The sequence below is a fragment of the Allocellulophaga tsushimaensis genome, from assembly GCF_055383085.1.
Window position 1 is genome coordinate 3,026,337 of record NZ_AP039451.1, and the last position, 16,792, is coordinate 3,043,128.

Genomic DNA, 16,792 nt, shown 5'->3' on the forward strand with positions numbered 1-16,792 from the left:
TTTTGTGCTCTTAAGTTTAATCTTTTAAAAGTTCTTTTTAATGCTCACAAGAAGGCATATCCGAGTAAAAGTAATGCAATGTATCTATGCATTAACCCATTCTAAAGACGATTCCTTAGAGAAACAACAAAAATTTTTAAGATTAAGCATAAATAATATGCAGGTACTATACCTGTTGATGGTAAGTCTTATAAGAGAAATCCATGCAATGGCAGAAGAACAAGTAAAATTATCTTCTAAAAAATACCTTTCTGATGCAACAGATAAAATTACTAATCCCAATAAATTTGTAAATAATACTCTTTTACAAATGATTGTTCATAATACTGTTTTAAAAAATGAGTTAGAAAAGAGGAAACTTAAAAATTGGTATTTAAATGGTGAATATGTAAAAATATTATATAAGGAAATTATAGCAAGTGATGCCTATAAAACTTACATGTCTTCAGCTAACACCTCTTTTGAAGAAGATAAAGCATTAATTGTTGCTATTTTCAAAAATATTATAGCGCCCAATGATAAGATCTATGACTATTTTGAGGATGATCAGCTGACTTGGGTAGATGATATTCCTATTATTAATACAGCTTTGTTAAAATTATTAAAGAAGACAAAAGAAAATAGTGCGGACTCTTATTTTTTACCAGATTTAGTTAGAGATGATGAAGATTTAGATTTTGCTGAACAATTATTAGTAAAAACATTGCTTAAAAATGATGATTTAGTAAAAGAAATAGAAGGAAAAACACCTAATTGGGATAAAGATAGAATTGCAGATATAGATGCTATTTTACTGAAAATGGCTATTGCAGAGTTGTTAAACTTCCCCTCTATACCAGAGCGTGTTACGATAAACGAATATTTAGAACTAGCAAAAGAGTATAGCACGCCTAAGAGTAGCACTTTTATTAATGGAATTCTAGATAAGTTAGTTAAAGAATATAAAATTGCAGGAAAACTCAACAAAATTGGTAGAGGTTTATTATAAATAGTGTTATTTTTGAAATTATAAAATTTAAATAAAAATCATGAAAAGAATTATTCTTATTTTAAGTCTAGCAAGCGTTGTTACATTTACTTCATGTAAAGAGAATGCAACAGCAAAAGTTAATTCAGATAATGTAGAAGTTGCACAACAAAGAGATGAAGCTTCTAAAAAAGTGCCCGTAATGAGTTTTGAAAAATCGGAACACGATTTTGGTACTATTGTACAATCAACTCCACAGGAAACCATTTTTAAATTTACAAACACTGGAGATGCACCTTTAATTATAACAAATGCTAAAAGTAGTTGTGGTTGTACTGTGCCTAGTTATCCAAAAACGCCAGTTGCTCCTGGAGAAACTGGAGAGTTATTGGTAAAATTCAATGGTAACGGAAACAACCAAGTTACTAAAGATGTTACCGTAACTGCTAATACAGCTAAGGGTAGTGAAGTAATAAGAATAAAGGCTTTTGTTACTCCTAAAGATGCTGGTGCTGGTGTAGGACCATTAAAAACTAAATAAAGATTATGTTAGAAAATTTACCACCATGGGCTCCTTTTGTAGCCATGTTCGCCGTTTTTTATTTTTTTATGATTGCACCACAAAGAAAGCGTGCTAAGCAAGAAAAACAATTTGCAGCTGATTTAAAAAAAGGCTATAAAGTAATTACCAAAAGTGGAATGCACGGTAAGATTATGGATTTAAATGATGATGGATCTTGTGTAATTGAAACCATGGCAGGTAAAATTAAATTTGATCGTTCTGCAATTTCTATGGAGATGAGCAAAAAATTAAATGCGCCTCCTGCTGAGAAAAAATAGTTCATCATAATATAATATATTTAAAAGCTCCAATTAAAAATTGGAGCTTTTTGTTTTTAAAAATAAGTATCTTCATCCATCAAAAAACAAAAACTATGTACCACAATAGAAGAAATTTTATTAAAAAGAGCTCTTTAGCAGTGGCAGGAACAAGTGCTGCATTTTTATTTCCTATAGAATTATTGGCTACACTACGAAAAACAGTAGGTGCTAATGATCGTATCAATGTTGGTTTAATAGGTTGTAAGGGGATGGGTTTTGCAGATTTAACTTCTATGTTGAAAATGAGCGAAGTAAGTATAATTGCGCTTTGCGATGTTGATGAAAATGTCCTCCAATCTAAAACAATAGAATTAGAAAAAGCGGGTATTAAGAAACCAAAATGGTACAGAGATTATAGAAGATTACTCGAAAATAAAGATATAGATGTTGTAATTATTGGTACTCCAGATCATTGGCATTGTTTACAATTAACGGAGGCTTTAACAGCAGGGAAAGATGTGTACTGCGAAAAGCCTATCGCAAATTCTATCCAAGAAGCAGACATTATGATAAAATATGTGCAATCTAGTGATCGTATGGTTCAAATTGGGCAATGGCAACGGAGTCAACCTCATTTTGTTGATGCTATCAATTATGTACATTCTGGTAAATTAGGAAAAATACGCTTGGTAAAAGTCTGGGCATATCAAGGATGGATGGGTTCTGTCCCAGTAGTTCCGAATAGTCCGGTACCACAAGGTGTAGACTATAACATGTGGTTAGGTCCAGCAAAGCAAAGACCCTTTAATAAAAACAGATTTCATTTTGATTTTAGATGGTTTTGGGACTATGCGGGGGGACTAATGACAGATTGGGGCGTACATCTTATGGATTATGCTTTATATGGTATGAAGGCTAATACTCCAAAATCTGTTATGGCTTTAGGAGGAAAATTTGCATACCCTAATGATGCTGCAGAAACACCAGACACACTACAAACCGTTTATGAATATGACGACTTTTCTATTTTATGGGAACATGCTACTGGGATAGATGGTGGCCCTTATGGAAGAACTCATGGCATTGCTTTTATTGGTAATGAAGGTACCTTAGTATTAAATAGAGGTGGTTGGGAAGTAATTCATGAAAATGATTTTAATGGTTGGGGAAAACCAGGAACTCCACGTATGGAAAGTATAGCTTTACAAGGTAATGGAGGAATAAGCGGATTAGATTTGCATACTAAGAATTTTATTGAAGCGGTAAAAAGTAGAGACAATACTATTTTAACAGCACCTATAAAAGTGGGTTATGATGCCGCTGTTGTTTCGCATATGGGCAATGTGGCATACAAGACTGGAAATAGAATTTACTGGGATGCTACAGCAAATAGATTTAAAGAAGATGAAGCAGAGGCGTTTACAAAAGCAAACTACCATAATGGTTGGAAATTGCCTATGATGTAATAATTGAGTTTATTCGCTTCGCTAGTTTAAAAAAAGTTCAAGAGTTTATGTGTTTAGAAGTTTAGCTTTTTTTTCTTAGCGAACAGCGAACAGCCAAGCTATTTCTCAGCCGTTAATTCACAAATTTTTACGATTACATCAACAGCACGCTGCATACTTTCTACAGGAACATATTCATATTTTCCATGAAAATTATGCCCGCCAGCAAATATATTTGGGCATGGTAGTCCCATAAAACTAAGCTGAGACCCATCCGTGCCACCACGTATTGGTTTAATAATGGGCGTAATGCCTAGAGCTAACATGGCTTCTTCGGCTATTTTAACAATATGAAAAACGGGGGTGACTTTTTCTTTCATATTAAAATATTGGTCTTTGATGTCTACTGAAACATAATCACCATGGAGTGTATTTAATTTTTTACCAATTGTTTGTAAAAGTTGTTTACGTTCTTCAAATTTTACCTTATCGTGATCTCTAATAATAAGTTCTATGGTTGCCTTTTCTATTGCTCCAGAGAGTGTATGCACATGAAAAAAACCTTCTCTGCCTTCAGTATGCTGTGGCGTTTCTTCTTTGGGTAATAATTCCATGAATTCTTGAGCGAGACTAATAGCATTTACCATTTTCCCTTTTGCATAACCTGGGTGAACACTTTTGCCTGAAATTGAAATTTTAGCACCAGCTGCGTTAAAATTTTCATACTCCAATTCTCCAATCTGACTGCCATCCATAGTATAGGCCCAATCTGCTCCAAATTTCTCTACATCAAACTTATGAGCACCTCGTCCTATTTCTTCATCTGGAGTAAACCCAACACGGATTCTTCCATGTTTAATTTCCGGATGCTGAATAAGGTATTCCATAGCCGTTACAATTTCGCAAATACCAGCTTTATCATCAGCACCTAATAAGGTGGTGCCATCCGTAGTAATTAGGGTTTGTCCTTTGTATTGGCGTAAATCATCAAAATAAGCTGGAGATAAAATAATGTTTTGTGCTGCATTCAGTATAATATCTTTACCATCATAATTTTCTATAATTTGTGGTTTTACATCCGTACCAGAAAAGTCAGGCGTAGTATCAAAATGAGAAATAAAACCAATAGTAGGCCCTTCCTTGTTGATATTACTAGGTAATGTTGCCATAATATATGCATTCTCGTCAATAGAAACTTCATGCATTCCTATTGCCTTTAATTCAGTAACAAGTTTGTTTGCTAAATCCCATTGCTTTTCAGTACTAGGTGTAGTATTCGAATTTTCATCACTTTGTGTGTCAATTTTTACATAACTTAAAAATCGATCTATAATATGCTGCATTCTTATGGTTTTATTGAAAATAAACGATTGTAGATAGCGTAAAATTAAGATATTTAATATACTTTTTTTCTTATTATACGGTTTTATAAAAAAGAATACCTAAATTAAACCAAGATTCATATGATTATATTTGGAACCAGAGGTGTAAAGTCAACCATAAAGTCAGGAAATTTTAATTGCCCGCAATGCGAACAATCTAGAGCATATCGGCATAGAAAAGTCACTAAATTTTTTACACTTTATTTTATTCCTATTATTCCATTAGGAAGTCAAGGAGAATATGTAGAATGTGGTAGTTGCAAAGGAACTTTTATTACTAGGGTTTTAGAAGGTAATACTTCAAACAAAGAAGAATTTATGGCTACTTATCAAAAAGCGATAAGGCATTCTATGGTGCTAATTATGCTTGCTGATGGTGAGATAGATGATAATGAAAAGAAAACGGTATTAGCCATTATTAATAAGTTTGGACACAATGATATAAGCATGCAAGAATTGGAAAATTATATTGTTCAGGTACAACAAGAAAATGAAGATGTAAAAACCTATTTAAAGAAAGTAGGTCCATCATTAAATGAGCATGGAAAAGAAACTATTATTAAATGTGCTTTAGCAGTTTCCGCTTCAGATGGTCATGTAGATGAATCAGAATTAGCGCTTATTGCAAAAATGGGTGATGCTATGGAAATGTCTTCTTCGCATTTAAAAGGTATTATAAATGATTTTTTTAATGAAAATACATCGGAAAATGCAGCTTAATTAGAGTTGTTGATAAATATTATGATGAAATTGAAATTAGTTTTTGTTTTTTTGATGCTTGTTCTATTTAGTTTTTCAACTAAAGCTCAAGATTGTATTCTAGATATTGGAGGTAAAGACACGGCTACCATCATTCAAATTTTTCAATTAAATGACGAGCAAAAAGCAAAATTGGATGTATTAGTTAATGAGTTGTCAATTCAAAGACGCTTACAAGAAGAGAAGGTAGAAGAACTGTTAGCTACACATCCACAAAAAACACCAGAAGAGTTAACTATATTAGGGCAAAAGCATGAAGATTTAAAAGAAAGCATGCTTCTAACCACTGTTATTTATGATCAAAAATTACTTTCTTTATTTAATGAAAAACAATATGAACGCTATGTGGCATTATGTGCTTCTGCCAAAAGAACACCAATACCTGTATTAGAAACAGAGACGCCTGAGTAATAACATATTTAAGCGAGATTTAATAGGAAAAGAAGCTTGTTACAGTTAATTTCTGTGTTGATAAATTTTGGGTATAGTGAATGACTTGGTGTTTGTTGTTTGTACTTTTGCATAAACAAATCCATACCATGTACAAACTAATTATAAGGCCTTTCCTTTTTTTATTTGATCCTGAGAAAGTCCATCATTTCTCTTTTTCAATGATTAAAATTTTCGGAGCGCTGGGTATTTCTAAGCTCATAAAGTCTATATATACTGTTGAAGATAAGCGTTTAGAACGTAACGTTTTTGGACTTACTTTTAAAAACCCTGTAGGTCTTGGGGCAGGGTTTGATAAAAATGCTAAAATTTACAATGAGTTATCAGACTTTGGCTTTGGTTTTATAGAAATAGGAACCTTAACTCCTAAACCACAAGACGGAAACCCTAAGCCACGTTTATTTAGGTTAAAAGCAGACAAGGCAATTATAAACCGTATGGGATTTAATAATTTAGGCGTTTTAGAAGCTGTAGAAGAACTTAAAAAGAAACATAGCGTACTTATAGGAGGTAATATTGGAAAAAATAAAATTACGCCCAATGAAAATGCTACTTTAGATTATCTTATTTGTTTTGATGCGCTTTTTGAGCATGTAGACTATTTTGTAGTCAATGTAAGTTCGCCTAATACACCGGGACTTAGAAAGTTACAAGAAAAAGAGCCCTTAACAGATTTGCTAAAGCAATTAAAAAAAGCAAATACAAAACAAGCCACAAAAAGAGCATTAAAAGAAAAACCAATTCTACTTAAAATTGCACCAGACCTAACAGATAGTCAATTATTAGATATTATAGAAATTGTAGCTACTACTAAAATAGATGGGGTTATTGCATCAAACACTACCATAGAACGAAATAATTTAAAGTCAGATATGCTGTTAAAAGAACAAATGGGTGGTTTAAGTGGTATGCCTTTACGAAAGAGAAGTACCGAGGTCATTAAGTTTTTAGCAGAGAAAAGTAATAAAGCATTTCCTATTATAGGAGTTGGAGGAATACATTCTGCAGAAGATGCTTTAGAAAAATTAGATGCTGGAGCAGATTTAATTCAATTATGGACAGGCTTTATATACGAAGGTCCGGCATTAATTAAGAAGATTAATAAAGCCCTACTACAACAATCTTAAATTGAATATCGTATTGTTAAAATTTACCTGATGAGAAGATCTTGTATATGCATAATGAAAAACAAAATTTTCTAAATAAATTTAAAGTAATTCCTAAACATGTTTTTTTAATAGATGCCTTAGGAGCATTACTCACTTCAATTTTATTAGCTGGAATCCTAGCACAATTTGAATCCTATTTTGGGATGCCTAGTAAAGTTTTGTACGTATTATCAGGAGTAGCATTTTGCATATTTATATATTCAATATGTTGTTCTCTAGTTATAAAATCTAATTGGAAATCTTTTTTAGGAATACTACTAGTTTGTAATAGTATTTATTTACTAGCTTCTACAGCTTTAGTGTTTATGTATTATGAAAAACTAACTGTATTGGGATTCATTTATTTTATACTTGAGTTTTTTATAATTGGGGTAATCGTATTTGTAGAGTTTAAATCATATTCAAATCAAGAGTATCCTCTAAAGTAGAAACTGAATGTTAAGTTTTTAATCCATTCATCTTAAATGAATATATTGTCAAAATAGTTCAGTTCTGATGTAAATACCAGTATTTATAGGGATTATCATATGGCTATTTTTATCGAATAAATAATAGTAATTTTGAGATGCAGATATTTAAGGAATGCAAAACAAAGTTAAAATCATAGAATGCCCTAGAGATGCCATGCAAGGCATTAAAACTTTTATACCTACCCAAGAGAAGGTGAGGTACATACAATCATTGTTGGGTTGTGGTTTTGATACTATAGATGTGGGCAGTTTTGTATCTCCTAAAGCTATTCCTCAAATGACAGATACTGCTGAAGTTTTATCACTTTTAGATTTGTCAGCTACAACAAGCAAGCTATTAGCTATTGTTGCTAATGTACGTGGTGCTCAAGATGCGGTAAAACAACCTATGATTGATTATTTAGGTTTTCCATTTTCTATTTCAGAAAATTTCCAAATGCGTAATACACATAAAACAATTGCAGAATCTGTAGCTACATTAGAACAAATATTTAATATTGCAGATGCGGCAAATAAAGAAGTAGTCACATATATTTCTATGGGATTTGGAAACCCTTATGGTGATCCTTGGAATGTAGAAATAGTAGGGGAGTGGACGGAGAAATTAGCCGCTATGGGTGCAAAAATACTTTCCTTATCAGATACCGTAGGGAGTTCTGATCCAAAAACAATTGAATATTTGTTTTCTAATTTAATTCCCAAATACCCCACTATTGAATTTGGAGCACATTTGCATACCACACCAACAAAGTGGCACGAAAAAGTAGAAGCCGCCTATAAAGCAGGTTGTCGTAGATTTGATGGTGCAGTACAAGGGTTTGGCGGTTGCCCAATGGCAAAAGATGAATTAACAGGAAATATGCCTACTGAAAAGATGCTTTCTTATTTTACCTCAGTAAAAGCAAATACAAATGTAAATTGGATGGTTTTTGAAGCAGCTTACAATAAGGCTACAGAACTTTTCGCTAAATATCATTAAGTGTTCAGTAAAAAGTTTATAAGTTTATTCGCTTTGCTAGTTTATAAGTTTATTAAAAGTATTGATTAAATGTAATTTGTAAAGAGTATTCAGTAAAGAGTTTATGAGTTTATTCGCTTCGCTAGTTTATAAGTTTATAAAAAAAGTATTGAGTAAATGTAATTTGTAAAGAGTATTCAGTAAAGAGTTTATGAGTTTATTCACTTCGCTAGTTTATAAGTTTATAAAAAAGTTTAGGAGTTTAGAGTAAGAATAAGAGTTAAAAAAATTATTTTTACTCGCTACTCGCTACTCGCTACTCGCTACTCGCTACTCGCTACTCGCTACTCGCTACTCGCTACTCGCTACTCGCTACTCGCTACTCGCTACTCGCTACTCGCTACTCGCTACTCACTGCCAAATATCACTCAAATAATCATCAAAATTTAACTGAAATAAAGTGCCCTCAATTAAGTCGTATACAGCATCTAATTCTTTTGTGTTCATAGCCAAAGATACTTGCGAAGCAGGAGTTGCTACAACCAAAGATTTACACGATTCATTTTGAGCACAATCTTCGCATAGCGGATAGTTATCCTTGAGGTATTTTAAATTTTTTGAGAATAAGACAAGTTCTTCTTTAGATAACAGAAAGCCAGTATCTCTAAAAACAACTTGTACTTTATTTGCATTTTCAGCTCTATTTTTTTTCCATTGAAAAGCTACTCCAAATTTGTTGTGATAGATATGATTAATGTCTTCCATGATTCCTTTTTTAGTATTTTAAATGATGGGCTAAAATTACTATTTTTATTTAGAATAAATAAAAATAAAGAAATATATTTTCCTCTATTATTTGTATAAGTGCTGTATTTATTACTGTTTTAGTATTTTTCAACTATTTATTTTTTTTAAGATTATTAGCATATTATTAAAAAATCACCTTAGATATTATGTAAATGTTAAATCTTTAATTTTATTTAGATTTAGTTTAAATAAAACTTGTGAGATCCATTTTTGATCTTAATTTTGCATCAAATTACAACAGTTATTTAAAACAAGTCTAAATAAATATAGAAATCATAATGAATAAATTTTTTATAGTACCAGCATTAGCATTAACACTATTTACATCTTGTAGTAAAGATGAGGATATAGATGAAGGAGGGTTAACTCCACCAGTAGAAGTTGTAGCACCTGCTACCTATGCATTTGCCAGAGACGGAGAGAGTACTGTTAGTTTTAGTGGGCAAACGACTAGAATACTCATGGGAGAAGAGTTAATAAGCGCTGTTAAAGTACCAACTAATACAGCAGAAAAATTAAATGCAATGTTTGCGCATCAAGAAGGTGATGCAGATTTTGAACAAGCAGATTTAAATGCTTCAAATAAAAGCATAAGAAGTAAAGTAGCTGCTTCTCAAGATTTCTTTTCTACTAACGCAGCTGATCAAGCATTGATACGAGCAGATTTTGATGCGCTTATTACAACTCAAGTTTCAGAAGTATTCCCTAATTGGAATGTGGCCGCTTCAGCGGGAATTGCAGGTCAAATTGCTGATGGCACTTCTACAAGATATGTAAGTGGTAAAGGCTTAGAATATAACCAAGCATTAAATAAAGGTTTAATAGGTGCTTTAATGGTAGACCAAGCATTAAACAACTATTTAGGAACTGCTGTATTAGATGAAAAAGACAATAGAGCTAATAATGATAATGATATAGTTAGTGAAGGTAAAAACTATACTACAATGGAGCATAAGTGGGATGAGGCTTATGGTTATGTATATGGAATAAATGCAGATGAAGCAAATCCCAATTTAGATTTAGGTGCAGATAGTTTTTTAAATAAATATGTGGGTAGAGTAGAAGGTGATTCAGATTTTGCAGGTATAGCAGAAGAAATTTTTCAAGCTTTTAAATTAGGTAGAGCAGCTATAGTTGCTAAAAATTATACGGTAAGAGATGAACAAGCAGCTGTATTAAGAGAAAAGATTTCAGAAGTAATAGGAATACGAGCAGTGTATTATTTACAACAAGGTAAAAATGCTTTATTTGGAGGTGCTACACCTAGTTTTGGTCCAGCTTTTCATGATTTATCTGAAGGTTATGGATTTATTTATAGCTTACAATTCACTAGAAACCCAAATACAAATGCTTCATATTTTACTAAAGCAGAAGTAGATGGATTTATTAATGATTTAATGAATAGTACTGAAAATGGTCTTTGGACGGTTTCCGAAGAAACTTTAGATGCTTTGTCTACAGCAATTGCAGATAAGTTTAATTTTACTGTGGCTCAAGCACAAAGCGTAGATTAAAATTAATAAAGTTTAATTTTTAATAAATGTTAAAAAAAAGCAGTTTATAACTGGGATATTATAGACTGTTTTATTTAATTTTGTATTTAATTAGAATAAATAAAAATAGTGTAATGAAAAAGGTATGTATAGTATTCCTTTCTTTGGTAGTATTTTGGGCTTGTAGTACAGAAGATGGAGGAAGTGATGAACCTACACCAGGTACTGTTAGTTTTGATAGAGCTGCATTATTAACCAATTGGGCAGATAATATTATTATCCCGTCATATGCATCTTTTTCTTCAGCTATTGCGACTTTAAATACAGCATTTAACACTTTTGAGGCCGAAAAAACGACAACTAATCTTGTGGCTTTACGTGCTCAGTGGGTTGCTAGTTATAAATCTTGGCAGTATGTGTCCGTTTTAGAAACAGGACCTGCGGAAATAGTAGACCTGCGTTTAAACGTAAATATATACCCAACAGATGTTTCTAAAATACAGAATAATATCAGTAGTGGAAATTATGATTTATCTCTTCCTTCCAATAGAGATGCTAAAGGTTTTCCAGCATTAGATTATCTAATCAATGGACTAGCTGCTACTGATGCTGAAATTATAGCTGCGATGACTGAAGCTGACTTGCAGTATATGGGAGCTATTATTGCAGATATACAAACCATATCAAATGGAGTATTGGCAGAATGGCAAGGTAGTTTTAGAGCTAGTTTTATAGCTAATGATGGCTCTTCAGCAAATTCTTCGGTAGATCGTTTTGTGAATGATTATATTTTTTATTTTGAAAGATTTCTTAGAGCAGGAAAAATGGGAATTCCATTAGGCGTATTCTCAGATAATCCAATCCCAGAAAATATAGAAGCTTTTTACAGAGGAGATAATTTATCTAATGAATTATTTTTAGAAGGCTTACAGGCAGTTCAAGATATCTTTAATGGTAACCATTTTAATGCTAGCACAACAGGAGTTGGCTTATCTTCCTATTTAGATGCTTTACGTAAAGATACCAATAGAGAAGATTTAAATGCACTGATCAATAATCAATTTAATACTGCAAGAGCTAGTGTAACAACATTAGAAGCTTTTAAAGAAGAGATTGAGAATAATACAGTTCCCACACAAATGTTATTGGCTTATGATGAGGTACAACGTTTGGTACCTTTATTAAAAGTTGATATGGTATCGGCATTAAGTATCAGTATTGATTTTGCTGATGCAGATGGCGACTAAGAAATATGTCATTTAAACATCAATACATAACAAAACAAGTAGAGGCCGCCCCTTTGGCGGTCTTTCGCATTTTGTTTGGACTTATGATGTGTATTAGTATTATTCGGTTTTGGAGCTACGGATGGATTGATAAATTCTATATACAACCTAAATTTTTCTTTTCATACTATGGTTTTGAATGGGTACAGCCTTTAGGGAACTATACCTACTTACTTTTTATCATTTGCGGGCTTTCCGCTTTATTTATCACCATTGGCTATCAATATAAAATAGCAATAGCAACTTTCTTTTTAAGCTTTACCTATATCGAATTGATGGATAAGACCACTTATCTTAACCACTATTATTTTATAAGTATCCTATCATTTTTAATGATTTTTTTACCCGCTAATGCGTATTATGCTATTGATGCCTATAAAAACAAGACAAAAGCATATCAGAGTATACCTGTATGGACGATCAATAGTATTAAGTTACTATTGGGGATCGTTTATTTTTATGCAGGCTTAGCAAAATTAAATTCAGATTGGTTGTTTAAGGCGATGCCTTTAAAAATATGGTTGCCCGCAAAGTACGATCTCCCTTTATTAGGCAAGCTTTTTCATTTAGAATGGTTTCAATATTTTTTTAGTTGGAGTGGGGCACTTTATGATTTAAGTATTCCTTTTTTATTATTGTACCGTAAAACAAGACCCTTAGCATTTGTAGCGGTAGTTATTTTTCATTTGTTAACGCGGATTTTATTTCCAATAGGAATGTTCCCATATATCATGATCATAGCCACGTTAATTTTCTTTGATGCTAAACTACATCACAAAATATTAGCAGGTATTAGCAAATTTTTCAAGATCAAAAAAGAATATTTTGATCATAAAAAGCAACTTGTTTTTAAAACACATAGTTTTGCGCAAATAAAATATAGTATTGTTGTAGTATTTTTTGTTTTTCAACTTATTTTTCCATTTCGGTATCTATTATATCCTGGAGAACTGTTTTGGACAGAAGAAGGCTATCGTTTTTCATGGCGCGTAATGTTAACAGAAAAATCAGGTTACGCACAGTTTAAAATTGTAGATGGCGAGACTAAAAAATGGTTTTATGTAAATAATTCAGATTTTTTAACTCCGCTTCAAGAAAAACAAATGGCTTTTCAATCTGATTTTATATTAGAATATGCGCATTTTTTAAGAGATCATTTTAAAAAAGAGGGGCATGAAAATATTCAAGTTTATGTAGAGAATAGCGTCACATTAAACGGGCGTTTGAGTACACCACTTATAGATCCAAAAGTAGATTTAGCACAAGAAAAAGAATCGTTTAAACACAAAAGTTATATTATACCTTTCAAGGATGTCATTAAAGGAATTTAGAAGCATTGTTATTTTGATCATTTTTACGCAGTTTGTAACAGCGCAATATACCGTTGCAGGTAAAGTAACTGATGAAAAAGGGAATGTGATACCAGATGTAGAAATCTATGTACAAAAATTAGAACTTTCTGCAAAAGTAACTGCAGACGGATTTTATCAATTAGAAAATATTGCCGAAGGTGATTATAACTTTGTTTTTTTTGCTTACGGTTTTGAAGTTTTTGAAGAGACTTTAACCATAGATGCAAACCGTACATTTAATGTAGCACTTGTTTCATTAGGAGAAGAACTATCAGAAGTGGTGGTAACAGCACAAAGAGAACGTGTTTTTGCACTAAAGCAATTAAAAAAAGTAGAAGGAACTGCCATTTATGATGGAAAGAAAAATGAAGTAGTTTTATTAGAAGGTATTACAGGGAATTTAGCAGCAAATAACCCAAGACAAATATACAGCCAAGTAGCAGGCTTAAATATTTATGACAGCGGCGATGCTGGTTTGCAACTTAATATTGGGGGTAGAGGTCTGGATCCTAATCGTACGTCTAATTTTAATACAAGGCAAAACGGATATGATATTAGTGCAGATGTTTTAGGATATCCAGAAAGTTACTATACCCCTCCAGCAGAAGCTTTACAGGAAATCCAAGTCATTCGTGGAGCAGCATCATTGCAATATGGAACGCAATTTGGAGGTTTAGTTAATTTTAAATTTAAAAGGCCTAATCCAAAGAAAAAAATAGAACTGATCAGTAGGCAGAGCTTAGGTTCATTCAACCTATTTACCAGTTTTAATAGTTTAAGTGGTACAGTTGGGAAATTTAGTTACTATACCTATTTTAATTATAAAGAAGGGAATGGGTTTAGACCAAATTCTAATTTTAATAGTAGAAATTATTTTGCACATCTCGCTTACCAAATTGCTGACGATACAAAGATTACATTAGAAACTACATTCTTAAATTATTTGGCCAAGCAGCCTGGCGGACTTACCGATGCACAATTTATAGAAGATCCTACATTTAGCAATAGAACTAGAAATTGGTTTAATGTAGATTGGAAACTGTATTCACTACGTTTAGATCACAAGTTTTCGCCAAAATCAGATTTTAGTTTAAATATTTTTAGCCTAGATGCCTCTAGAAAAGCACTTGGTTTTAGAACCAATAGAGTTTTTCAAGCTGATATATTAGAAGAGCCAAGAGAATTATTAGTAGATAATTTTGTAAACTGGGGAGCAGAAGCACGTTTTTTAACACGTTATGCACTTGGTAATCAAGAATCTGTATTATTGCTTGGCGCTAAATATTACCAGACCCAAAACGATCAGCGTCAAGGGCCAGGTTCTAATGCACTAAATGCAGATTTTACTTTTGCTGATGATCAGTTTCCTAATTTTGAGCGACAATCACAGTTTGAATTCCCAAATTTAAATCTCGCTTTTTTTGGAGAAAACATATTTTATTTAAATGATAAATTTACGATTACGCCAGGCTTTAGATTAGAACATATAAAAACTGAAAGTATAGGGAGTTTTAAAACGATAAATTTAGATTTAGCAGGAAATTTAATATCGAATGAAGACAATCAGGATGACAGGGTTTTTGATAGAACTTTTCTGTTATTAGGAGTTGGAGCTACATATAAAATATCGTCTAGCGTAGAAGCTTATGGTAACTTTTCTCAGAATTACAGATCTGTTACCTTTAGTGATATTAGAGTGGTAAATCCTTCTTTCTCAATAGACCCCAATATTAGTGATGAAGATGGTTTTACAGCAGATATAGGTACAAGAGGTAGGTATCACAATATTTTGTCTTATGATATCAGTGCTTTTGGGTTATTATATAAAGATCGTTTAGGTGAAGCATTATTTGTAAGTAATGATGGTAGCCTTCGCAGAGCTAGAGGAAATATTGGTGATGCCTTTATTTATGGATTAGAAAGTTTTTTTAATTGGAGTATTATCAATACATTTTTTGATAATAACACAGATTATAAACTTAATTTGTTTACAAATTTGGCATTGACACAATCAAAATATATAGCTGTTAATAGTTTAGCTCCAGAAGGCCAATCAGAAGTTGTTCCTATACAAAAGGGTAATCAGGTAGAATTTATCCCAACAATCAACCTTAAAACTGGTTTTAATTTTGGGTATAAAAACTTTTTAGGAAGTTTGCAATATACTTATCTATCAAGTCAGTTTTCTGATGCTTCAAATGCAGCCCCGTTATTTGTTAGAGCAACAGGTGCTGGTGTTGTAGGAGAAATACCAGCGTATGATATTTTAGATTTTTCTTTGTCTTATTCCTATAAAAAGTGGAAATTAGAGTCGGGAATTAATAATGTTTTAGACAATAGCTATTTTACAAGAAGAGCAACAGGCTATCCAGGACCAGGGATAATTCCATCAGAACCCAGAACTTTTTATACCACATTACAATTTAAATTTTAACAAAAAACAACCTGAATTATGAAAAAAGTTATCAAACCTATTTTAATTATTTTATTACTTGCTTTTGTGGCCATTCAATTTGTGAGACCTGAGAAAAACACTGCAGAATTTAGAGATGTTGCTGCTTTTGAAAGTGAAACAAAACCCTCTAAAGAAGTAGTAGAGATATTAAAAAATAATTGTTATGATTGTCATAGCAATCATACAGAATACCCATGGTATGCAGAAATTTCTCCAGTTTCTATATGGTTAGCAGATCATATAGAAGAAGGGAATGAGCATTTTAACCTTTCCCAATGGAATAGTTATAATGACAAGAAAAAAGATCATAAGTTAGATGAACTTATTGAGGAGGTTGAAGAAGGTGAAATGCCATTAGATGAATATACATGGACACATGGTAGTATGACGGATGCTGAAAAAGAAGCCTTAATAGCTTGGGCAAAGAAAGCCCGTACCAATTATGACATAAAATAAGTTAGTAAATATTCAAATGAAATACTTGCCATTTGAAAATATAACATATAAGTCTAGACATAATTCCGAGGAAATCCTAAAAAGAATAGGTGATAGTATTGAGCCTAAAAAACCATTTAAGATATCGGGGATTTTTTGGAGTAATAATCATAAGCCATATCAAGGAAGTTTCGTTGGAAACTCATTTAACATAACTAGAATAATTAGTTATAGGAATTCGTTTTTACCTAGAATTAATGGAGTTATTGAAAAAGACTCTAATGGAACAAAAATAAATATTAAAATGAGACTCAATACATTCGTAATTGTCTTTATGTTCGCGTGGTTTGGAGGAGTAGGATTTGGCTGTTTAGTTTTTTTAGCATCTATGTTTGAGAATCAAAATTTTGAACCAATGAGCTTAATTCCGTTTGGAATGCTGATTTTTGGCTATGCTTTAGTAACGGGCAGTTTTAAGTATGAAAGTATTAGATCAAAGAAATATTTGGCTGAATTATTTGAAGCTGAAATTAAAAAATGAA

16 protein-coding genes are annotated in these 16,792 nt (G+C 32.1%); 14 read left to right on the forward strand and 2 right to left on the reverse strand.

Annotation, left to right across the window (positions count from 1 at the left end):
* Window positions 1-40: 40 nt before the first annotated feature.
* From nusB to ACZ451_RS13185, 4 genes are all read left to right on the forward strand, one after another.
* Window positions 41-988: a transcription antitermination factor NusB gene (gene nusB / locus ACZ451_RS13170; RefSeq protein ID WP_464213147.1), complete on the forward strand. Its 948-nt coding sequence runs from the start codon at window positions 41-43 to the stop codon at window positions 986-988.
* 40 nt (window positions 989-1,028) lie between these two features.
* Window positions 1,029-1,508, forward strand: a complete 480-nt coding sequence (locus ACZ451_RS13175; protein WP_464213149.1) for a DUF1573 domain-containing protein — start codon at window positions 1,029-1,031, stop codon at window positions 1,506-1,508.
* Window positions 1,509-1,513: 5 nt separating this feature from the next.
* Window positions 1,514-1,807 carry a preprotein translocase subunit YajC gene (gene yajC, locus ACZ451_RS13180; RefSeq protein ID WP_464213151.1) on the forward strand — a complete coding sequence of 98 codons (294 nt, stop codon included), beginning with the start codon at window positions 1,514-1,516 and terminating at the stop codon, window positions 1,805-1,807.
* Window positions 1,808-1,902: 95 nt separating this feature from the next.
* Complete coding sequence (locus tag ACZ451_RS13185; protein WP_464213153.1) at window positions 1,903-3,255, forward strand: Gfo/Idh/MocA family protein; 1,353 nt, start codon at window positions 1,903-1,905, stop codon at window positions 3,253-3,255.
* Window positions 3,256-3,353: 98 nt separating this feature from the next.
* Here ACZ451_RS13185 and pepT read toward each other — a convergent pair whose 3' ends face one another.
* Entirely contained in the window at window positions 3,354-4,577 is a 1,224-nt protein-coding gene (gene pepT, locus ACZ451_RS13190; protein ID WP_464213155.1) for a peptidase T, read from the reverse strand.
* Between the two features lie 120 nt (window positions 4,578-4,697).
* Here pepT and ACZ451_RS13195 point away from each other — a divergent pair, with 120 nt between their 5' ends.
* The 4 genes from ACZ451_RS13195 (at window position 4,698) to ACZ451_RS13210 (ending at window position 8,443) form a co-directional block, all read left to right on the forward strand.
* Window positions 4,698-5,336: a TerB family tellurite resistance protein gene (locus tag ACZ451_RS13195; protein ID WP_464213157.1), complete on the forward strand. Its 639-nt coding sequence runs from the start codon at window positions 4,698-4,700 to the stop codon at window positions 5,334-5,336.
* A 24-nt stretch (window positions 5,337-5,360) separates the two neighbouring features.
* Entirely contained in the window at window positions 5,361-5,786 is a 426-nt protein-coding gene (locus ACZ451_RS13200) for a hypothetical protein (RefSeq protein ID WP_464213159.1), read from the forward strand.
* Window positions 5,787-5,914: 128 nt separating this feature from the next.
* Window positions 5,915-6,952: a quinone-dependent dihydroorotate dehydrogenase gene (locus ACZ451_RS13205; RefSeq protein WP_464213161.1), complete on the forward strand. Its 1,038-nt coding sequence runs from the start codon at window positions 5,915-5,917 to the stop codon at window positions 6,950-6,952.
* 624 nt (window positions 6,953-7,576) lie between these two features.
* Entirely contained in the window at window positions 7,577-8,443 is an 867-nt protein-coding gene (locus tag ACZ451_RS13210; protein WP_464213163.1) for a hydroxymethylglutaryl-CoA lyase, read from the forward strand.
* 390 nt (window positions 8,444-8,833) lie between these two features.
* Here the strand turns inward: ACZ451_RS13210 and ACZ451_RS13215 are convergent, their stop codons facing one another.
* On the reverse strand, window positions 8,834-9,187 hold the full coding sequence (locus ACZ451_RS13215) for a hypothetical protein (protein ID WP_464213165.1): 354 nt from the start codon (window positions 9,185-9,187) through the stop codon (window positions 8,834-8,836).
* A 320-nt stretch (window positions 9,188-9,507) separates the two neighbouring features.
* Here ACZ451_RS13215 and ACZ451_RS13220 point away from each other — a divergent pair, with 320 nt between their 5' ends.
* The 6 genes from ACZ451_RS13220 (at window position 9,508) to ACZ451_RS13245 (ending at window position 16,791) form a co-directional block, all read left to right on the forward strand.
* Window positions 9,508-10,743 carry a DUF4856 domain-containing protein gene (locus ACZ451_RS13220; protein WP_464213167.1) on the forward strand — a complete coding sequence of 412 codons (1,236 nt, stop codon included), beginning with the start codon at window positions 9,508-9,510 and terminating at the stop codon, window positions 10,741-10,743.
* Between the two features lie 113 nt (window positions 10,744-10,856).
* Window positions 10,857-11,969 (forward strand): imelysin family protein, encoded by a 1,113-nt coding sequence (locus ACZ451_RS13225; protein ID WP_464213169.1) that lies wholly within the window; start codon window positions 10,857-10,859, stop codon window positions 11,967-11,969.
* 5 nt (window positions 11,970-11,974) lie between these two features.
* A complete protein-coding gene (locus ACZ451_RS13230) occupies window positions 11,975-13,339 on the forward strand; it encodes an HTTM domain-containing protein (RefSeq protein ID WP_464213171.1) in 1,365 nt (454 codons plus the stop codon).
* Window positions 13,320-15,794: a TonB-dependent receptor domain-containing protein gene (locus ACZ451_RS13235; protein WP_464213173.1), complete on the forward strand. Its 2,475-nt coding sequence runs from the start codon at window positions 13,320-13,322 to the stop codon at window positions 15,792-15,794. The genes ACZ451_RS13230 and ACZ451_RS13235 overlap by 20 nt, the downstream gene beginning before the upstream one ends.
* Window positions 15,795-15,812: 18 nt before the next feature.
* Entirely contained in the window at window positions 15,813-16,271 is a 459-nt protein-coding gene (locus ACZ451_RS13240) for a heme-binding domain-containing protein (RefSeq protein WP_464213175.1), read from the forward strand.
* A gap of 16 nt (window positions 16,272-16,287) precedes the next feature.
* Complete coding sequence (locus ACZ451_RS13245) at window positions 16,288-16,791, forward strand: hypothetical protein (RefSeq protein WP_464213177.1); 504 nt, start codon at window positions 16,288-16,290, stop codon at window positions 16,789-16,791.
* Window position 16,792: the final 1 nt, after the last annotated feature.

Bases quoted from the DNA above. Each gene is read 5' to 3' on its own strand.
- pepT (WP_464213155.1), bottom strand. From the start codon at position 4,577: ATGCAGCATATTATAGATCGATTTTTAAGTTATGTAAAAATTGACACA.
- yajC (WP_464213151.1), top strand. From the start codon at position 1,514: ATGTTAGAAAATTTACCACCATGGGCTCCTTTTGTAGCCATGTTCGCC.
- ACZ451_RS13215 (WP_464213165.1), bottom strand. From the start codon at position 9,187: ATGGAAGACATTAATCATATCTATCACAACAAATTTGGAGTAGCTTTT.
- ACZ451_RS13175 (WP_464213149.1), top strand. From the start codon at position 1,029: ATGAAAAGAATTATTCTTATTTTAAGTCTAGCAAGCGTTGTTACATTT.
- ACZ451_RS13225 (WP_464213169.1), top strand. From the start codon at position 10,857: ATGAAAAAGGTATGTATAGTATTCCTTTCTTTGGTAGTATTTTGGGCT.
- nusB (WP_464213147.1), top strand. From the start codon at position 41: ATGCTCACAAGAAGGCATATCCGAGTAAAAGTAATGCAATGTATCTAT.
- ACZ451_RS13230 (WP_464213171.1), top strand. From the start codon at position 11,975: ATGTCATTTAAACATCAATACATAACAAAACAAGTAGAGGCCGCCCCT.
- ACZ451_RS13210 (WP_464213163.1), top strand. From the start codon at position 7,577: ATGCAAAACAAAGTTAAAATCATAGAATGCCCTAGAGATGCCATGCAA.
- ACZ451_RS13245 (WP_464213177.1), top strand. From the start codon at position 16,288: ATGAAATACTTGCCATTTGAAAATATAACATATAAGTCTAGACATAAT.
- ACZ451_RS13185 (WP_464213153.1), top strand. From the start codon at position 1,903: ATGTACCACAATAGAAGAAATTTTATTAAAAAGAGCTCTTTAGCAGTG.
- ACZ451_RS13220 (WP_464213167.1), top strand. From the start codon at position 9,508: ATGAATAAATTTTTTATAGTACCAGCATTAGCATTAACACTATTTACA.
- ACZ451_RS13195 (WP_464213157.1), top strand. From the start codon at position 4,698: ATGATTATATTTGGAACCAGAGGTGTAAAGTCAACCATAAAGTCAGGA.
- ACZ451_RS13240 (WP_464213175.1), top strand. From the start codon at position 15,813: ATGAAAAAAGTTATCAAACCTATTTTAATTATTTTATTACTTGCTTTT.
- ACZ451_RS13235 (WP_464213173.1), top strand. From the start codon at position 13,320: ATGTCATTAAAGGAATTTAGAAGCATTGTTATTTTGATCATTTTTACG.
- ACZ451_RS13200 (WP_464213159.1), top strand. From the start codon at position 5,361: ATGAAATTGAAATTAGTTTTTGTTTTTTTGATGCTTGTTCTATTTAGT.
- ACZ451_RS13205 (WP_464213161.1), top strand. From the start codon at position 5,915: ATGTACAAACTAATTATAAGGCCTTTCCTTTTTTTATTTGATCCTGAG.